Annotated in this window: 11 protein-coding genes (1 of these 11 cut by a window edge); 6 read left to right on the top strand and 5 right to left on the bottom strand. The window is 46.2% G+C overall.

What is annotated here, in order from left to right; translation table 11 throughout:
- Both CMO31_02655 and CMO31_02650 read right to left on the bottom strand, forming a co-directional pair.
- Nucleotides 1-642 carry the beginning of an aspartate aminotransferase family protein gene (locus tag CMO31_02655; GenBank protein MAZ52900.1) on the bottom strand. It extends 837 nt beyond the left edge of the window, so 642 of the gene's 1479 nt are visible here — the first part of the coding sequence; the start codon lies at nucleotides 640-642; its stop codon lies off the left edge, out of view.
- Nucleotides 639-1211 (bottom strand): hypothetical protein, encoded by a 573-nt coding sequence (locus CMO31_02650; protein ID MAZ52899.1) that lies wholly within the window; start codon nucleotides 1209-1211, stop codon nucleotides 639-641. The genes CMO31_02655 and CMO31_02650 overlap by 4 nt, the downstream gene beginning before the upstream one ends.
- A 592-nt stretch (nucleotides 1212-1803) precedes the next feature.
- Between CMO31_02650 and CMO31_02645 the strand changes: the two genes are divergently transcribed.
- The 4 genes from CMO31_02645 to CMO31_02630 all read left to right on the top strand — a co-directional run bounded on the left by CMO31_02645 (nucleotide 1804) and on the right by CMO31_02630 (nucleotide 6151).
- Nucleotides 1804-3255, top strand: coding sequence for an RNA methyltransferase (locus CMO31_02645; protein MAZ52898.1), 1452 nt, complete (start codon nucleotides 1804-1806; stop codon nucleotides 3253-3255).
- A 45-nt stretch (nucleotides 3256-3300) separates the two neighbouring features.
- Nucleotides 3301-4077 (top strand): imidazole glycerol phosphate synthase subunit HisF, encoded by a 777-nt coding sequence (locus CMO31_02640; GenBank protein ID MAZ52897.1) that lies wholly within the window; start codon nucleotides 3301-3303, stop codon nucleotides 4075-4077.
- A gap of 48 nt (nucleotides 4078-4125) precedes the next feature.
- Complete coding sequence (locus tag CMO31_02635) at nucleotides 4126-5247, top strand: cystathionine gamma-synthase (GenBank protein ID MAZ52896.1); 1122 nt, start codon at nucleotides 4126-4128, stop codon at nucleotides 5245-5247.
- Nucleotides 5248-5533: 286 nt separating this feature from the next.
- Complete coding sequence (locus CMO31_02630; GenBank protein ID MAZ52895.1) at nucleotides 5534-6151, top strand: bifunctional phosphoribosyl-AMP cyclohydrolase/phosphoribosyl-ATP pyrophosphatase; 618 nt, start codon at nucleotides 5534-5536, stop codon at nucleotides 6149-6151.
- A gap of 269 nt (nucleotides 6152-6420) precedes the next feature.
- On the opposite strand, the gene rdgB is transcribed toward CMO31_02630, so the two are convergent.
- Nucleotides 6421-7014, bottom strand: coding sequence for a non-canonical purine NTP pyrophosphatase, RdgB/HAM1 family (gene rdgB, locus CMO31_02625; protein ID MAZ52894.1), 594 nt, complete (start codon nucleotides 7012-7014; stop codon nucleotides 6421-6423).
- Nucleotides 7015-7766: 752 nt separating this feature from the next.
- Between rdgB and rnr the strand changes: the two genes are divergently transcribed.
- Both rnr and CMO31_02615 read left to right on the top strand, forming a co-directional pair.
- The gene (rnr, locus tag CMO31_02620) at nucleotides 7767-10094 is read left to right on the top strand and encodes a ribonuclease R (GenBank protein ID MAZ52893.1); all 2328 of its coding nucleotides are present in this window, start codon (nucleotides 7767-7769) and stop codon (nucleotides 10092-10094) included.
- 204 nt (nucleotides 10095-10298) lie between these two features.
- Entirely contained in the window at nucleotides 10299-11651 is a 1353-nt protein-coding gene (locus CMO31_02615) for a hypothetical protein (protein ID MAZ52892.1), read from the top strand.
- Nucleotides 11652-11778: 127 nt separating this feature from the next.
- Here the strand turns inward: CMO31_02615 and carB are convergent, their stop codons facing one another.
- Together carB and CMO31_02605 are read right to left on the bottom strand one after the other, a co-directional pair.
- On the bottom strand, nucleotides 11779-14877 hold the full coding sequence (gene carB, locus CMO31_02610) for a carbamoyl phosphate synthase large subunit (protein ID MAZ52891.1): 3099 nt from the start codon (nucleotides 14875-14877) through the stop codon (nucleotides 11779-11781).
- A 350-nt stretch (nucleotides 14878-15227) separates the two neighbouring features.
- Nucleotides 15228-15440 carry an RNA-binding protein gene (locus CMO31_02605; GenBank protein ID MAZ52890.1) on the bottom strand — a complete coding sequence of 71 codons (213 nt, stop codon included), beginning with the start codon at nucleotides 15438-15440 and terminating at the stop codon, nucleotides 15228-15230.
- Between the last annotated feature and the right edge of the window lie 5 nt (nucleotides 15441-15445).

Raw genomic sequence — 15445 nt, 5'->3', positions numbered from 1 at the left:
ATTTCCATATGGAAGAGTGATTACGCCGGGTAGCAGTGGGGCAAAGGGAGCCTGGAGTTCAGGGTTAGGGGTTAAGGAGAGCGCGCCGAGGGTCTTACCGTGATAGGCCGAAGTGAAGTTGATTATGTATTTGCTCCTCGGCTGGGAGCCACGGGCAAATTTTATTGCCGTCTCTACCGCTTCTGCACCACTATTGGAAAAGAACACTCCACTATCAGAGTGGCTCGGCGCTTCACTAGCGAGGAGAGATACTAAGTTAGTTTCAAGGGCTGCTCGCCAATCTGAAGCCGCTTGCTGTGGTAATCCCATGCTGGTGTTTCCATCGATAAAGTTAGTTATGAACTGTAGAAGCGGTGGGTATGATTCGCCGAAGGGCAGGGCAGCATAACCTCCTGCGTTGATTAGATGGCGCCCATCTGGGTCTTGGAGTGTCCAAGGGTCGATTACTTGAAAGGGACCACCTATATCCAGGATGTTGACGGCTCTAATTAAGTCTGCGTTACCATGTTTCTTTTCTAGGCTTAGGGTTGCATTTACGGATAGGCCAGTAAAGATATCGTCTGTTCTTATTGGCAGGGGAACTTGATTCGGGCCCGTCGTGCTTGCCTTAGGGAGGCGAGGATCAGAAGGGTTAATACTCATGGAAGTGGTTGGGTGTAACGGTTGCCTGCTCCGTCAATTACCTCGATTGTGGTCTGGTCGTCAGGAATAAAGTCGATGGTGAATTGGTGGTTACGGCTAGGAATAAATTGAAGAGGAATCCCAGCTACACGTACTGATTGGACACTTAAGTTATCTTGTGCCAATCCCTGGACTCTGAAACGACCGTTTTCTAGTTCGGTCACTTCAAACTCAAGGGTTGGGGCAGTGGCGTCAACAACCAACTTATGAGTTAGGCGGGACGTACGTCCGCTGGTGTCTTCTACTTCTATTAAAGAGATTATTTCTCCTTCTTGTTCTTGCAAAGCACGGAATTTAAACTGGACAAGCTTCATTCCAATCTCAGTAACGTAGGATTCTTTTCCGAAGTCAGACATGAGGTCCCCACCATTTACTCGGATTGAAACGATACCCTCATCATCCAGAGCATAGCCACCGATGACTAGGTTTTCAGTCGTTCTAGTAGCACCACTAGGGGGATTAGTGATGCTAACGATTGGAGCTAAAGAGTCGGTTCTTTTAAGACACCCAGAAAGGGCAGCGCAAAGCATTGACCCTAAAAATATTAGACGAAAATACCCCAGGTTCATTGTGGACAAGTGTACCGCAGCTAGATAAATTCTGCATATTTTTTGGACTTAGACTGGGAACGAGCTTTGATCCAAAGATCAGGAATGTTATGGATTGCTGTGGGGTAAGCATCAAACGTAATTCCTTTGGCTGTTATTGCTATGAGATGCGGAGTAGTCTATTTAACAGAGATTTGTAAAGCTAGGGCCAATTGTCAGGTTGACGGTTCTAAGGGTCTTAATTAGGAACCTCTTGAAACTCTCTGATCTACTAGGGCGCTCTATAAAATAATATTTGGCAGGAATTATTAACTTTTAGGACTTCTTTTCGTTACTGTCGTCCAAGCTATTCTCTAATTTTGGTTCGAGTGTGGAGTCTTTCTGGACGACATTGGTCTCCCTTGGCGCCTTGGGATTGATGGAGTCTAAGTTGTCAGTAGCAGAAGAGAATTCGTTTACAGGTTCTGTAGCTGTGATTGTAGAGGTAGATGAATCATCCTCTGGCGCAGGTATGGGGTTATTCTTGTTTCGATTTAAAAAGAATCGCACTAAAGCGTAAGCTAGGCCAGCAACTATGGCAATCGGAACAAGGAACCGTAGTAAAGACCAGATAATTCCAGCTACGAATTTTAAACCAATACCAACTAAACCAAGAACCCAACCGATTAACCAAATTAGGCCTGTAGCTAATAGAAGAGCAATGAGGCCAAAAACTACCAGTTCGACAATTTCTTTAAAGGACCGCCTCATAGTTTGTAGTATAGCGCGTTGCGTCAGTTACACTGCCGTCGTGTACAGAGAACTGTCATTAGAGCGAATGGTTCATGGAGGACGAGCAGTCGCGCGACTGGATGATGGCCAGATTGCCCTGGTACAAGGTGGTATTCCCGGCGAGGTAGTACGAGCGAGATTGGAGTACAGATCAGGGGTCTTTCAGGGTGAGGTCGACGAGGTGGTGCTTGCTTCTCAGGATCGAATCGAAACTCCCTTACATCCTGGCCTAGACTACGGTTTTATAACTTATCCTAGACAATTAGCGTTAAAGCGTGAGGTCTTAATTGATGCTTTTCGTCGGACTTCTGGGGAAGAGCATCAATTTTCTCCTGTCACTCCTTCGCCGAATATTTTCGAGTATAGACATGTGGTTCAACCAGCGGTTAGGTTTGGCAGCCTTGGATACAGGAGTTCCAACAGCGACAAGATCGTAACGCTTACTGAGGATGTCACGGCTATTCCTTCTGTTAGGTTGGCTTGGGAGGCTATTACAGAACAGTACCTGCCTCGTGGGCTTGTTGAGGTAGCTATTAGAGGGAACGAGAAGGGCGAAACCTTGGTGGCCTTAATTGCAAAGAAGCCCGAGCGGGAATATCTTGATTTTGCCCATGATCTCATATCAGCAGGGATCCTTGGGGTTTCGTATGCCCCTTACGATTTGCGGGGTCGGTTCCGATCTGGACGTAGCCGCTTGGCTGGAGCGCGAACCATCAAACAGCGATACGGAAATTTAGAAATTACAGTATCTGCTAATTCTTTCGCACAACCAAACCCAGCTGCCGCTGCTCTTGCCTATAGCGAAATTAATAAAATCGTCTCGGGGGGTCATTCTGCATGGGAATTATTTTCGGGAGGGGGAGCAATCGCAATGCAAATAGCTGACCGTTATGAAACAGTAACGGCAATTGAGATAGATCGAGCTAGTGTTGAAAGAGGTGATCGCGATGCGTTGAGTATGGGTTTGGACAACATAGTTTTTTTGTTCAAAGATGCCCGATCCTTAAAGTTGCCTGATGGAATTGACCTTCTCGTAGTTGATCCACCTCGGGCTGGTTTAAATAAGAAGCTTAGACAGGCAATCCTTACATCAGATGTTTCAGCAATAATATATTTGTCTTGTGATGTGGCTACTTGGGCTAGAGATGTGACCCATCTAACTCAAGGTCAGTATCAGTTGGATTATGTGAGGCCTTTCGATTTTTTCCCACATACTCACCACTTTGAAATCTTATCTCAACTTCGTCGCAGTTAGTTTGTTGATGGCCGTTAAACTTGTTTGTCAAGGTATGCTGTTCGGGTGCTTGCGAAGAGAATTATCCCTTGTTTAGATGTTCACGGTGGTAGAACAACCCGAGGTCAGCAATTTGGGCGGGCTGAAGAGGGAGAATTGAATGATGTTGGCGACCCTGTTAGCCTAGCAGTAAAATATAATAAGCAGGGAGCAGATGAATTAGTTTTCTACGACATCACGGCAACTGCTGAAGGTCGGGGGACGATACTCAATGTTGTAGCTGAGGTAGCAGAACGGTGCTTCATGCCTCTTACCGTGGGTGGAGGAATACGAACTTTTGAGGATTTCCGACAGTTTTTCCTGTCAGGTGCCGACAAGGTCTCGATAAACTCAGGGGCTGTTACGAGACCAGACGTAATAAGGGCAGCAGCGGATCATTATGGGTCACAGGCAGTGGTTCTTTCAATAGATGTCTTGCAATCAAGCAGTGGTCACTGGGAAGTCTATATAGCTGGTGGTCGAAAAGCGACTGGGCTTGAGCTTCTCGCTTGGGCAGAACAAGGTCAGATTCTAGGGGCTGGAGAGATAGTTTTAAATAGTATAAATGCTGATGGGATGAAAACCGGTTACGACATTCAGGCGACACGAGCCCTAGCTAGGACGGTTGATATTCCAGTTGTTGCTTCAGGGGGAGCTGGTAATGCTGAACATATGCGGGAGGTCCTCCAAGAAGGAGAAGCAGATGCTGCTCTCGCAGCTGGAATATTTCATAGTGATCAAACTTCCGTAGGTGATGTTAAGCAAATTCTAGCGGCTGCTGGGGTTCATGTCCGCAGGGCCTAGTTACTAATAAATGATTCGTAGGGCATACAGGGAGAAGTCATGAAAAAGATGCGTTTCGAGACACTTGCGATTCACGCAGGTTCCGAGGTCGACTCTGATACTGGGGCGATAGTTACACCTATTCATCTGTCGACTACTTTTGAGCGTGACCCGTCTGGTGAGTACTCTAGGGGATTTTCCTACTCCCGAAGTGATAACCCAAATCGGCGATCTTTGGAGTTATTAATGACAGAACTTGAGGGGGGGGAAGACGCAGCTGCTTTTGGTTCGGGTTCCGCTGCTGCGGCTGCTGTGTTCCGGTCACTACGTCCTGGTGACCATGCTTTAGTACCCGATATGATGTATCACGGTATTCGTAGTTTCCTCCAACAGGCTGTGGTGCCTTGGGGGGTTGAACTGACTTCTGTAGATATGACAAACACGCATGCAGTGGCGGACAAAGTTCGTTCAACAACGCGTCTCGTTTGGCTTGAGACTCCCTCCAACCCTTCGCTGGGGATTACTGATATTAGAGCTGTAGCAGATATCGCACACGATGCTGGGGCGGTTGTCGCTTGTGATAACACCTGGACGCCACCTCCGCTTCAGCCGGCTCTTACGCTTGGTGCCGATTTAGCTATTCATGCTTCAACGAAATATCTCGCTGGGCATGGCGATGTTATGGGAGGCATTGTCATTGCTCGAAAAGGTGTCGATTTATTTGAAAAAATAAGGTTTCTCCAGGTGAATGAGGGCGCGGTTCCATCTCCATTTGATTGTTGGTTGACTGTGCGGGGCATTAAGACCCTTCCTTATCGGGTTCGTGCTCAGCAAGATAGCGCTAAATTGATTGCGCTTTTCTTAGATGATCATGCTTGTGTTGAGCGAGTTAATTATCCAGGCCTTGAGGGCCATCCTGGGCATGAGGTTGCTCGAAGGCAAATGATGGGTTTTGGCCCAATGCTTTCGTTCGAAGTGTTAGGTGGTCGTGAGGAGGCAATGCGGGTTGCAGCCAATGTTGAATTAGTCACTCGGGCAACGAGCCTCGGAGGCATTGAGACGCTTATCGAACACAGAGCTAGTATCGAGGGAGTTAATAGTCCAACCCCAGATAATCTTCTCCGGCTTTCCGTTGGTTTAGAGCATCATGATGACCTTTTGGCAGACCTCCAAAAGGCTCTTCGCAAATAATTAGACACCAGACGTCTCTAGGCATACCTACAATATCTGCGACCTTTGCAGGGCTAATACAAGCTGGTTTATCTGCTGATAGGACAGGATGGCGTCCTATCAGCAGATAAAAGAAAGCTCTATCTTTACTATTTGCGTGGGCTGCTTTTCTATTTGTACTTAGTTGAGATTAATGATTTGCTTGGTCCATTTAATTCCTAAAAGGGATTTAGGCTTGTTTAATTATGGGATTAAAATAAGTTTTATAACGTACCTAAGGACAGTTTGTTGAGTACACTAGGTCGTTATGAAGTTACCTGACATACAATTCGATGCTAGTGGTCTAGTTCCGGTGGTGGTTCAGCACGGTATCAGTGGGCAGGTATTGACTCTTGCCTACGCAAATTATGAGGCGATTGAGCTGACCCTTGAAACTGGGGAGGCCCATTTTTGGAGTCGAACTCGTCAGGAGATATGGCGAAAAGGTGCTACGAGCGGTTCTTTACAGCAGGTCATAGAGGTGCGATACGACTGCGATGCTGATACCCTACTGTATCGAGTTGACCCAGCCGGACCAGCTTGCCATACCGGACAACGTACATGTTTTTATCGGACGGTAGCTGGTAATGCTGTCCCTTCGGTTGGCGAGATCATCTTGTCTCTCGAAGAGACCATTGCTGATCGGATTCAGAAGGAACCTGAAGGATCTTATGTGGTTAATATGCATAGTCGTGGGATCGGTTATGTAGCTCAAAAGGTGATCGAGGAGGCTGGCGAGACGGTTGTAGCAGCACTACAGGGTCATGATGAAGAAACCGTCCAGGAGGCGGCAGATCTAATTTTCCACCTTTTGATGCTCTTACGGGAGCGAGAGATTACTTTCCAACAGGTAGTTACGGAGTTAGCGAAACGTGATGAGAAATAAACTGTGAGGGTGCTAACTATACAACCTCGGTGAGTTGGTTATCGAGACGATTAGGGCTCCCAGGTGATTGTTCTAAGAGAGTTATCGCTTTTCGTTTTGGCCTATCCATATAGGCATAACTTTTAATCAACTATTATGAGTTTTGCTAAGTAGAGATTTTGGTCTTCTTAATTCGGGAGAACATGGTTTACCAATAAGGTTATAAATTACCACTAAGGGTGTAGGCAGTAGTATTCAGTCAACTACTCAATTCTAAAAATTGTACGTTTTTATGTCAGTTCGCGAAACCATGTTATGAGGCTTTTTAGTGCTTTGCCTCGGTGACTAACACGTTGCTTTTCGTCTTTCGTAGCTTCAGCAAAGGTTTTGCCCAACTCTGGACAGAAAAATATGGGGTCGTAACCGAAGCCACTTTTGCCCCGGGGGCTGGGCAGTATTTCTCCAGCAACTTGTCCGGTGAAGGTTTTTGACAGGCCACTTGGGAGAAAAAAGGCGATGGTACAAACAAATTGCGCATCTCTTTTACCCCCGGGCACGCCATCTAATTCTTTGAGGAGGTAATTTATTCTTTCTGAGTCCGATAAGATTCCACCAAATCGAGCGGAAAAAATGCCAGGTTTCCCCGCTAAGGCATTGACTTCGAGGCCGGAATCATCTGCGATTGCTGGTAGATTGGTTTGGTGCGCAACATATTTAGACTTTAGTAAAGCATTCTCAATATAAGATGATCCAGTCTCTTCAGGTAGACTAAAGACCCCCGCCTCTGTCGGTGAAAGAATTGTCTCATATATGGCGGTAAGTGATTTTCGGAATTCTGCGAATTTACCAGGGTTGCTTGTAGCGATAACAACAGAGGAATTCATATTTGCAGCTGGGCCCTGGAATCGACTCTGTGCGGAAAAGTAATTACTTGGGTTGTTGTCACCGTAAACGGTTGAACGTAGTGGTTACCGACTATTGGATTTATGAGTAGAGTTCCCTGGGTGTCGATCGATTTTAAGTCGAGAGTGGTGATAATGTTCATAGGTTGCTTGCATTTTATATTTTCTAGGTACTCATTAGTAAGCTAGAGGTTAATTTCCAATTAATCTATGATGATTCTACCGTTTTCTTCAAAAAGGAACTAGTTTAGATTTGTTTTGAGCAGCTATCACATAAAAAATAATGTAGCGGATTTTTGGATATTTTCGTTAACCAAAAAACAGTTGGAACCATAATTATTCATAGTCGTCTAAGAAATTGTTACATACTGTTTGTGCTAGGACGAAATAATATGAAAAATTTGGTCAATACGAGTCGATTAAAGGGTGCCAGGTTACTTTCGGTTGGGGGGATTTGGTTTTCAGTGATCAGTTGTCTTTTATAAGAATGATTCTTTGGGGTTGGATGTATATCTTCCTTGGTCTGTAAGGTTGCTAGCAAACAAGACTGTCCCGTATTAGCTAAACCCCTGGAAATTCCTTTTAGGCTGTGGCAATTATCTTAGGATATACGTCTGATTTTTGTTGATAACTGCATTTTTTGCGTTAAATTAATGGGTAAGTACCTGTCAGGAAGCTTTATCATCTGCTCATGGTGACCAGTTTTGATTTAAAGAGCACGTTAAACTGAATCGATTATGCAGTTATCTAAAGACGAACTATTTGCTTTTTTTATTGATCATCCGGAACGACCATGGCATGTTCAGGATTTACAAAAACGCTTTGAGCTTGAGGATCGTACAGGGTTGAACAAAATACTAGGGATGCTAGTTAATGAAGGCTTATTGATACGTACTCGACGTCGCACCTATGGCCTTCCCAATGAAATGAACATAAAACCTGGTCGCTTACAGGTTACTTCTGGCGGCTACGGTTTCGTTATTCTCGATGAAGGCGGTAAAGACATCTTTGTTCCCGCGAAAAATCTTGGGACTGCTTGGGACGGTGATCGGATTATGGTTCGGCCTAATTCTTCTCAGGGAGATAATGGGCGTCCTAGTGGGGAGGTTGTGCGGATCATAGAGCGGCGGCATAACCGGATTGGGGGGACTCTTGAATACGGTCGGGGTCACGCGATTTTACGACCGGATTCTCCTCGTTTAGGTGACCGTATTTTGCTGGTGCCTGACTCTGTAGGTCATCTAGAGGCTGGTACGAGGTTGGTTGCTCGCATGATTTGGCCGGAAGACTCCGGTGAATTAGATCCTTTTGGCGAATTGGAGGAGGTGCTTGGAAGGGGTGACGACCCTGAGATCGAGACCCGGGCAGTCATTATTAAATTCGACCTCAAAGATGTTTTCGATCCCGATACTATTTCGGAGGCTTCTGCGGTTCCTCCTAAGGTTACTGGTGAAATGATGACTGGTAGGACAGACTACCGACATCTAAACACTTTTACCATTGATGGTAAGGATGCAAAAGATTTTGATGACGCGATTTCAGTTGAGCGGCTTTCGGGTCGGAGTAGAGACGGTCTAGTCCGAATAGGGGTACACATTGCAGATGTGTCTCACTACGTTGCAGAGGGGACCACTCTTGATCGGGAGGCTAGGGAGCGTGCTACAAGCGTATATCTGCCAGGCAGAGTTTTGCCAATGTTACCGGAACAACTGTCAAATGGCATCTGTTCTCTGGTTGAAGGGGAGTCAAGATTGGCGTTATCCGCTCTCATTGATTTGACTCGGGGCGGACAGGTCAAAAGAGTTCGTTTTCGGGAGACCGTAATCGTTTCGGATGCCCGTCTAGACTATCAGCAGGTCCAGGAATTTGCCGATGGGGGGAGGTTGCCCAGAGGAAAGCAAAAACTTGAACGAGATGTTCGACTACTAATTAAACTGACGCAGTCTATTCGCGAAGCTCGGCAATCGGAGGGTGCACTCGATTTTGATCTCGCTGAGGCTAAGGTTGATGTTGATGAGGAGGGATCACTTGACCTGACACCGATTCGTTCCAATATTGCTCGACAAATTGTCGAGGAGTTGATGCTTTTAGCAAACCGGTTGGTTGCAAAAGAATTGTCTGAGCGGGACGTGCCGACATTGTACCGTGTTCACGAGGATCCTAACCCTGAGAAGGTTCAAATGTTGGGAAAGGCTTTGGGAAGACTTGGGTATGAGATTGATCCTAAACAACTGGAGTCGCAGGATTTGCAGAAGGTTATTGCTGAGGCTTCCGGAAAGCCTGAGGCGCAACTGGTGAACATCCTGATGCTTCGCAGTCTGAAGAGAGCCCGTTATAGTGCAGAAAATTTGGGCCACTATGGTCTGGCCTTTACAGATTATCTTCACTTCACCAGTCCTATACGGCGCTATCCGGATCTCGTTGTGCACAGAGTCCTCAAGGCCTCTTTGCAGCATAGGCTGTCGCCGACTCTCAAGGAGCGCTTAAGGGCTGATTTTCCTGGTCTTGCAGAAATTTCAAGTCAGCGAGAGAAGCTTGCTGAGGAAGCTGAAAGGGATTTGACTCGGTATTACCATTCCAAATGGGCGAGTGAACGTTGTGGCGAGGTCTTTGAAGGAGTCATAAGCGGTGTTAACAATTTTGGTCTATTCGTAGCTCTTCGGAATGCTGTCGAGGGTCTGGTTCACATTTCCAACTTAGACGATGACTACTATTTGTTTCTAGAAGACGCTCTTACGTTGTTAGGAAGAAACACCAAGAAACGGTATCGACTAGGGGATCGGATCGAGGTCACGATTGCTCAAGCTAATCCTATTACGCGCCATATTGATTTACTTCCAGGCAGGACAGCGGTACCAGAGGCAATATTAAGCAACACTAAAATTATTGGTGGTCCCAAGGGTTTAAGTAAGAAGCCATTTAGTCAGCAGTCATTGGCCCAAGTTGAAGTACCTTTACGAAACAGGGATCCAGTGGCTGATAATTCGGAAGCTCAGGGCGTTAAATCACCCAAACACCTTAAAAAGATCCTGGTCTTTGGGAACAAAAATATCAGACGGTAAAGGCTTGTAAATTAGTTACTCATGTTTGTACTGGCGAAATGGAGTCTAGACCCTACCGGCAGAAGGCGTTATAGAATGGGCTAGATGATGACCAAGGTAAATCTTAGGTACAAGTTATTGTACCCAAGTGATTCCTTTTCGCGTATTCAGGATTATGAAATGAGAGCTATTGTGTCATGACGGGTTTGTGCCTGGGGGAGGTATATGACTGAAACCTTCAAATATGTCCTGACGCGGGTTTGTTTACGGTCTGGCCAACTTACTTTGCCCTATGCGATGCTTGGTCTTTTCCCAAAAACGGGTACCGTAGTCGTGATTGATGCAGAGAATAATCGTGAGTACGAGTTGTCTTTCCCGAGTCAACGGAATGTCATAGGTTTGGCAGATTATTTTCGGGAAAAAGAGTTGCAAGTAAATGACATATTGCTTTTTCAGCATGATGCAGGAGGCCGGTTCGGCATTTCGGTAGTTCCTCGCCCGCAAAAATCTGTATTTAAGGAGACCGATGCCATCAAGAGTATCCTTAGTAATTTTTATCAGGCAGGTGTTTCGAGCTCGGAGGCAGAGATAAGGGCAACATACCCACAGATCCCAGACGGGTTTGATCTTCGGGAGGCCTTAACTATGGATAGGAGGCTCGCATTCACTGATGGTCGTTGGCAACCAGTTGAACGTGTAAGGGCAGAAGAGGCGGTTATGGATGAGGTGTCCGCAGAATCGCCAAAACCGCTATTAGGGCTTGGTGTTATTGACGAAGCTCCCTCTTATCCCAAAGGATTGTCAGGCGATACAGGGGATTCTGGGTTTGGTGCAGAGGAGAATGATAGTGAGCTCATGGCTCATAATCGAGCTCACTTTTTGTTCAGTGAGTTTGGATACTCTGTAGAAGGCATTACGCAAAGGCAGCTGTTGGTCAAAACAGATCTAGGTCGAAGAAAGTATCAGGTTTTTGTTTACCTTTTGCCTCCTAATGAACGCATTGATTGGTCAACTCTATTATCTTGTCGGCGAGACAGTGGGGCTACCTACCTATGTGTAGTTGGAGACGAACGAGATCTAGAACGACTCCATTCTCCAGCTGAACTGGCGAGAGCTTCTCTTTGGCCCTGGGTTGGGTTAGAACGCGTACAAGAGTTTTCTACTTTTGTCTCTTTGAACCCACTTGATTTAGAGCCATTTTTTGAGCGTGATGGACTGCTTGGTCGAGGGATTGGGCGCCTCGAGAAGTCCGTTAGGAAACGCGTAGGCGAGATGCGCGCTGTTGATGTGATTTTGGCGCGATTAGCAGATATGCGTGCGCCATCAGTCTTTCTTCTCGAGGATATTGTTGATGTAGAGCTTCCACGAGACCAACTTTTAACCCTACTTGAATATTTAGCAAAGGCGCCTTTCAATCTTGTTAGTCGCGTAGATAATGGTGAGTTTTGTCTTCATGCCCCAGTACCTGAGGCGCTCTCGCAGTTGTCAACCTATTTGCTTTCGGTACGGGACCGTTTTTTGGGTGTTGAGGGGGAAACGTTTGTAATGGGTCGTAATTACGACGAAGCTGGGGCATAACCTAAGATCTTAAAAAAGCCTTAGGCAATACATTACTCTTGTTGTGCATTGGTTTGAGAGTTAATGGGTCTTATTAAAAACAGGGTTATGTTGGAGTGATTTTGTGATTTTATGGCCATGAAAAAGTTTATTTAGAGAGATCCTGGAGGGCAATAACACCTGCATCAGTTTGGTTTGCAGCATGTATCGCACGTACGGTCCACCAAGCAGCTTCTAGGGTTGTAGTGAAAGGAATACCGGTTTCTAGAGCCTGGCGTAAAGCTTCGCTGTGATTAGTATCTATCAAGAGCTGATAGTCCTTAGGGTTGGGCAGGTTAGCCTTGCTTCCATGAATAACCTTAAAGCCAATTCTTTGGCATTCGGAACTCAGGTCCTTTAGTGATCCTATGCGTGAAGGGTCTTCAATAATCGCAATAGTTCCTTCTTGGGGAAGGACGATGCCAGCACCAAGCTGTGCTTTCCAATAAGCCAAGTGAGGGTCGCTGTCAATGCCCATGCTTTCTCCAGTAGATCGCATCTCTGGCCCCAGAATCGGTGGGACAGCTGTGAATTTCTCGAAGGGTAGCACTGCCTCCTTCACGCTGTAATGCGTCGGTTTAGGCATTTCTGTAAGTCCAACATCTGCCAGGCTATGTCCGGCAGCGATGAGGGCAGCATATTTGGCTAGGGGGTGACCTATCGCTTTTGATAAGTATGGGACTGTTCTACTAGCTCGCGGGTTGGCCTCGATTATGTATACTTCCTGAGCACGAACAACGTACTGAATGTTGATTAGCCCACGAACACCAATTGCATTAGACAGTTGTATGCTGTAATCCACGATTCGGGCTTGGATTTCTTTTGTGAGGGTTACTGGTGGCGTTATACAGGCGCTATCGCCTGAATGGATTCCGGCGCCCTCAATGTGTTCCATAATGCCGGCGACTATAGTTTCTTTGCCGTCCGAAATTGCGTCGACGTCTACCTCACTAGCACCCTCAATGAAAGCATCTACTAAGATTGTAGGATTTTCGGGAAGTTCAGCGTAAACTTCTTTGAGATAACGGACCAGTTCAATCTCATCGCGAACGACCTTCATAGCGCGTCCACCAAGAACGTAGCTGGGTCGTACCATCACCGGATAGCCGATTTCTTCAGCTAAGGCTTGTACCTTATTTGGTTTGTCGGCCACACCACCACGAGGTTGGGGAATTTTCAATTCTAGACAAAGGTTGCGGAAACTGTCCCGGTCTTCAGCTTTATGAATCGCCACAGCAGTAGTTCCCCATATTGGCGCACCGGCATCTGTTAGGGAACGTGCAAGTTTAAGAGGGGTTTGTCCACCGAGTTGTAACAAAACGCCAGCTGGCTCCTCGCGATCGAGAACATTCAGAACGTCTTCGAGAGTTAATGGTTCAAAATAAAGACGATCTGCCGTATCATAATCCGTGGATACGGTTTCTGGGTTAGAGTTCACCATAATCGTTTCATAGCCAGCATTTCGCAAGGACCATACTGCATGTACTGTGGCGTAATCGAATTCCACTCCTTGGCCAATTCGGTTAGGGCCAGATCCTAGAATGACGACCTTCTCAGCTTCAGAATTTGATACTTCATCTTCTGATTCGTAAGTACTGTAGTGATATGGCGTGTAAGCTTCGAATTCTGCAGCGCAGGTGTCGACGGTCTTATAAACTGGTGTTAAATCCTTCTCTAGGCGTAGGCTTCGGAGCTCTATAGGCGATTTGTTCACAATGCCTGCCAGGGCATTGTCGCTAAAGCCAATTCGCTTAATCTCATGCCAAAGTTGCCGTGACCAGTTATCAGGAGCGGGCAAAGCGGCGATTTCCTGTTCCGCGTCTATGATTTCTCTTAACTGGGCCATGAACCACGGGTCAATCCCGGTTTTCTGACATAAGACTTGGGTACTTTTCCCTCTTCTCAAAAGTTCTATTACTGCAAAAAGGCGGTAAGGGCAGGGTCTCAATAACTTCTCTAGATCTTCAATAGACTGTTCTTGAACAGAGATCCGAGTGTCCAATTCTAAGGACCGAAGTCCTTTAAGAAGAGATTCCTTGAAAGTTCTGCCGATGGCCATTGCTTCGCCAACCGAATGCATCTGGGTTCCGAGGTCATCTGAGGTTGTTGGGAATTTTTCAAAGGCAAAACGGGGTAGCTTGGTCACTACATAATCGATAGAAGGCTCAAAAGCGGCTTTTGTTTCTTTAGTGATGTCGTTAGGGAGCTCATCCAGTTGGTAACCCACAGCCAACAAGGCAGCAATTTTAGCTATTGGATATCCGGTAGCCTTAGAGGCAAGAGCTGAAGAACGTGACACTCTGGGGTTCATCTCTATAACTACTACTTCGCCATCCTCTGGATTTACGGCAAATTGAATGTTTGACCCACCGGTATCTACTCCTATTTCTCGGATGATAGCGATCGAGTCGTCCCTTAGCCGCTGGTATTCCTTGTCTGAAAGAGTTTGAGCTGGTGCAACTGTTATGGAGTCACCTGTATGTACGCCCATCGGATCAATATTTTCAATTGAGCAAATAATGACAACAGTGTCGTTGTGATCTCGCATTACTTCGAGTTCGTACTCTTTCCAGCCAATAATGGATTTTTCCACCAACACTGTACTGGTAGGACTGTCGTGGAGACCTTGTTTCACGATCCGTCTAAAATCAGTTTCGTCGTAAGCGACTCCACCACCGCTACCACCCAGGGTGTAACTTGGTCGGACTATGACTGGATAACCCAGATCCGTAACAAATTCGAGTGCGTCATCCAGTGATGACACCATTTTGCCTTCAGGAGTGCGGAGTCCAATGTTGGTCATGGCTTCTTGGAAAGCTTGGCGATCCTCACCCTTATGTATCGCTTCGTAGCGCGCTCCGATAAGTTCTACTTGGTAGCGATCCAATAATCCTGAATCGTGAAGTTCCTTGGCGAGATTTAGGGCTGTTTGTCCCCCTAAAGTTGGTAAAAGTGCGTCTGGTTTCTCTATCGCTATTACACGTTCAATAGTACTGGGGGTTAGAGGTTCGACATAGGTCCTGTCTGCTACCTCCGGGTCAGTCATAATTGTCGCAGGGTTCGAATTTACCAACACTACACGGTAACCAACTCCGCGCAATGCTTTACAAGCTTGGGTACCGGAATAGTCAAACTCTGCAGCCTGACCTATCTTGATCGGTCCCGAGCCGAGGATAAGAATCGTGTTGATGTCGTTGCGTCTCGGCATAACCCCGTCCCGGTTCTCCAGCGTTGCACAATATCATGAGGGATAGCTTAGGTGCTATTGGTTTGTGGTCGCATCAGGCTATATAAAGGTTCGGAAGTTTGTTCAAACTACTTAAACCCACCTTTCAGCTTTGTCGGGAATGTGCCTCTTCCTGCATGTGCCCATAGAGAGACTGGGTCAAATAGATTTGGTGGCGCTAGGTATATGGGGTGATGCTTTTGAAAACAAAAGACGTTAGTCAGAATAGTTCGTTTTGCCTTTGAATTGTTAAGATTATTAAGACATTAGAGGTTCTAGGTAAAGGCAAGCAATAATTAGCTGCTTTGAAGAAATTCCTATGACGGGTAGTGTTAATTATAGGTGATATGGGTACCTACGATAATTACCTCACCTGCAATTTCGATCTTATCGCCTAACATAAGCTTCTTCTTGCGCCGTGTTTCTACGATTCCGTTTACTGTAACTTTTCCTGACTGGATCAAATGTTTTGCTATTCCGCCAGTTTCTACGCTTCCTGAGAGCTTTAGTACGTGATCAAGCCGAAAAAGTGCCGTGGTATTCATGAACC

The sequence above is a fragment of the Trueperaceae bacterium genome (genome assembly GCA_002707365.1).
GTDB lineage: Bacteria > Deinococcota > Deinococci > Deinococcales > Trueperaceae > UBA6957.
Note: the sequence above shows the minus strand (reverse complement) of the source record. Positions and strands in the feature narration are given on the sequence as shown.

Excerpts from the sequence above, each read along its gene's own strand:
- CMO31_02630 (MAZ52895.1), top strand. The coding sequence starts at position 5,534 with ATGAAGTTACCTGACATACAATTCGATGCTAGTGGTCTAGTTCCGGTG.
- CMO31_02605 (MAZ52890.1), bottom strand. The coding sequence starts at position 15,440 with ATGAATACCACGGCACTTTTTCGGCTTGATCACGTACTAAAGCTCTCA.
- CMO31_02650 (MAZ52899.1), bottom strand. The coding sequence starts at position 1,211 with ATGCTTTGCGCTGCCCTTTCTGGGTGTCTTAAAAGAACCGACTCTTTA.
- CMO31_02635 (MAZ52896.1), top strand. The coding sequence starts at position 4,126 with ATGCGTTTCGAGACACTTGCGATTCACGCAGGTTCCGAGGTCGACTCT.
- CMO31_02615 (MAZ52892.1), top strand. The coding sequence starts at position 10,299 with ATGACTGAAACCTTCAAATATGTCCTGACGCGGGTTTGTTTACGGTCT.
- CMO31_02645 (MAZ52898.1), top strand. The coding sequence starts at position 1,804 with ATGGCAATCGGAACAAGGAACCGTAGTAAAGACCAGATAATTCCAGCT.
- carB (MAZ52891.1), bottom strand. The coding sequence starts at position 14,877 with ATGCCGAGACGCAACGACATCAACACGATTCTTATCCTCGGCTCGGGA.
- rdgB (MAZ52894.1), bottom strand. The coding sequence starts at position 7,014 with ATGAATTCCTCTGTTGTTATCGCTACAAGCAACCCTGGTAAATTCGCA.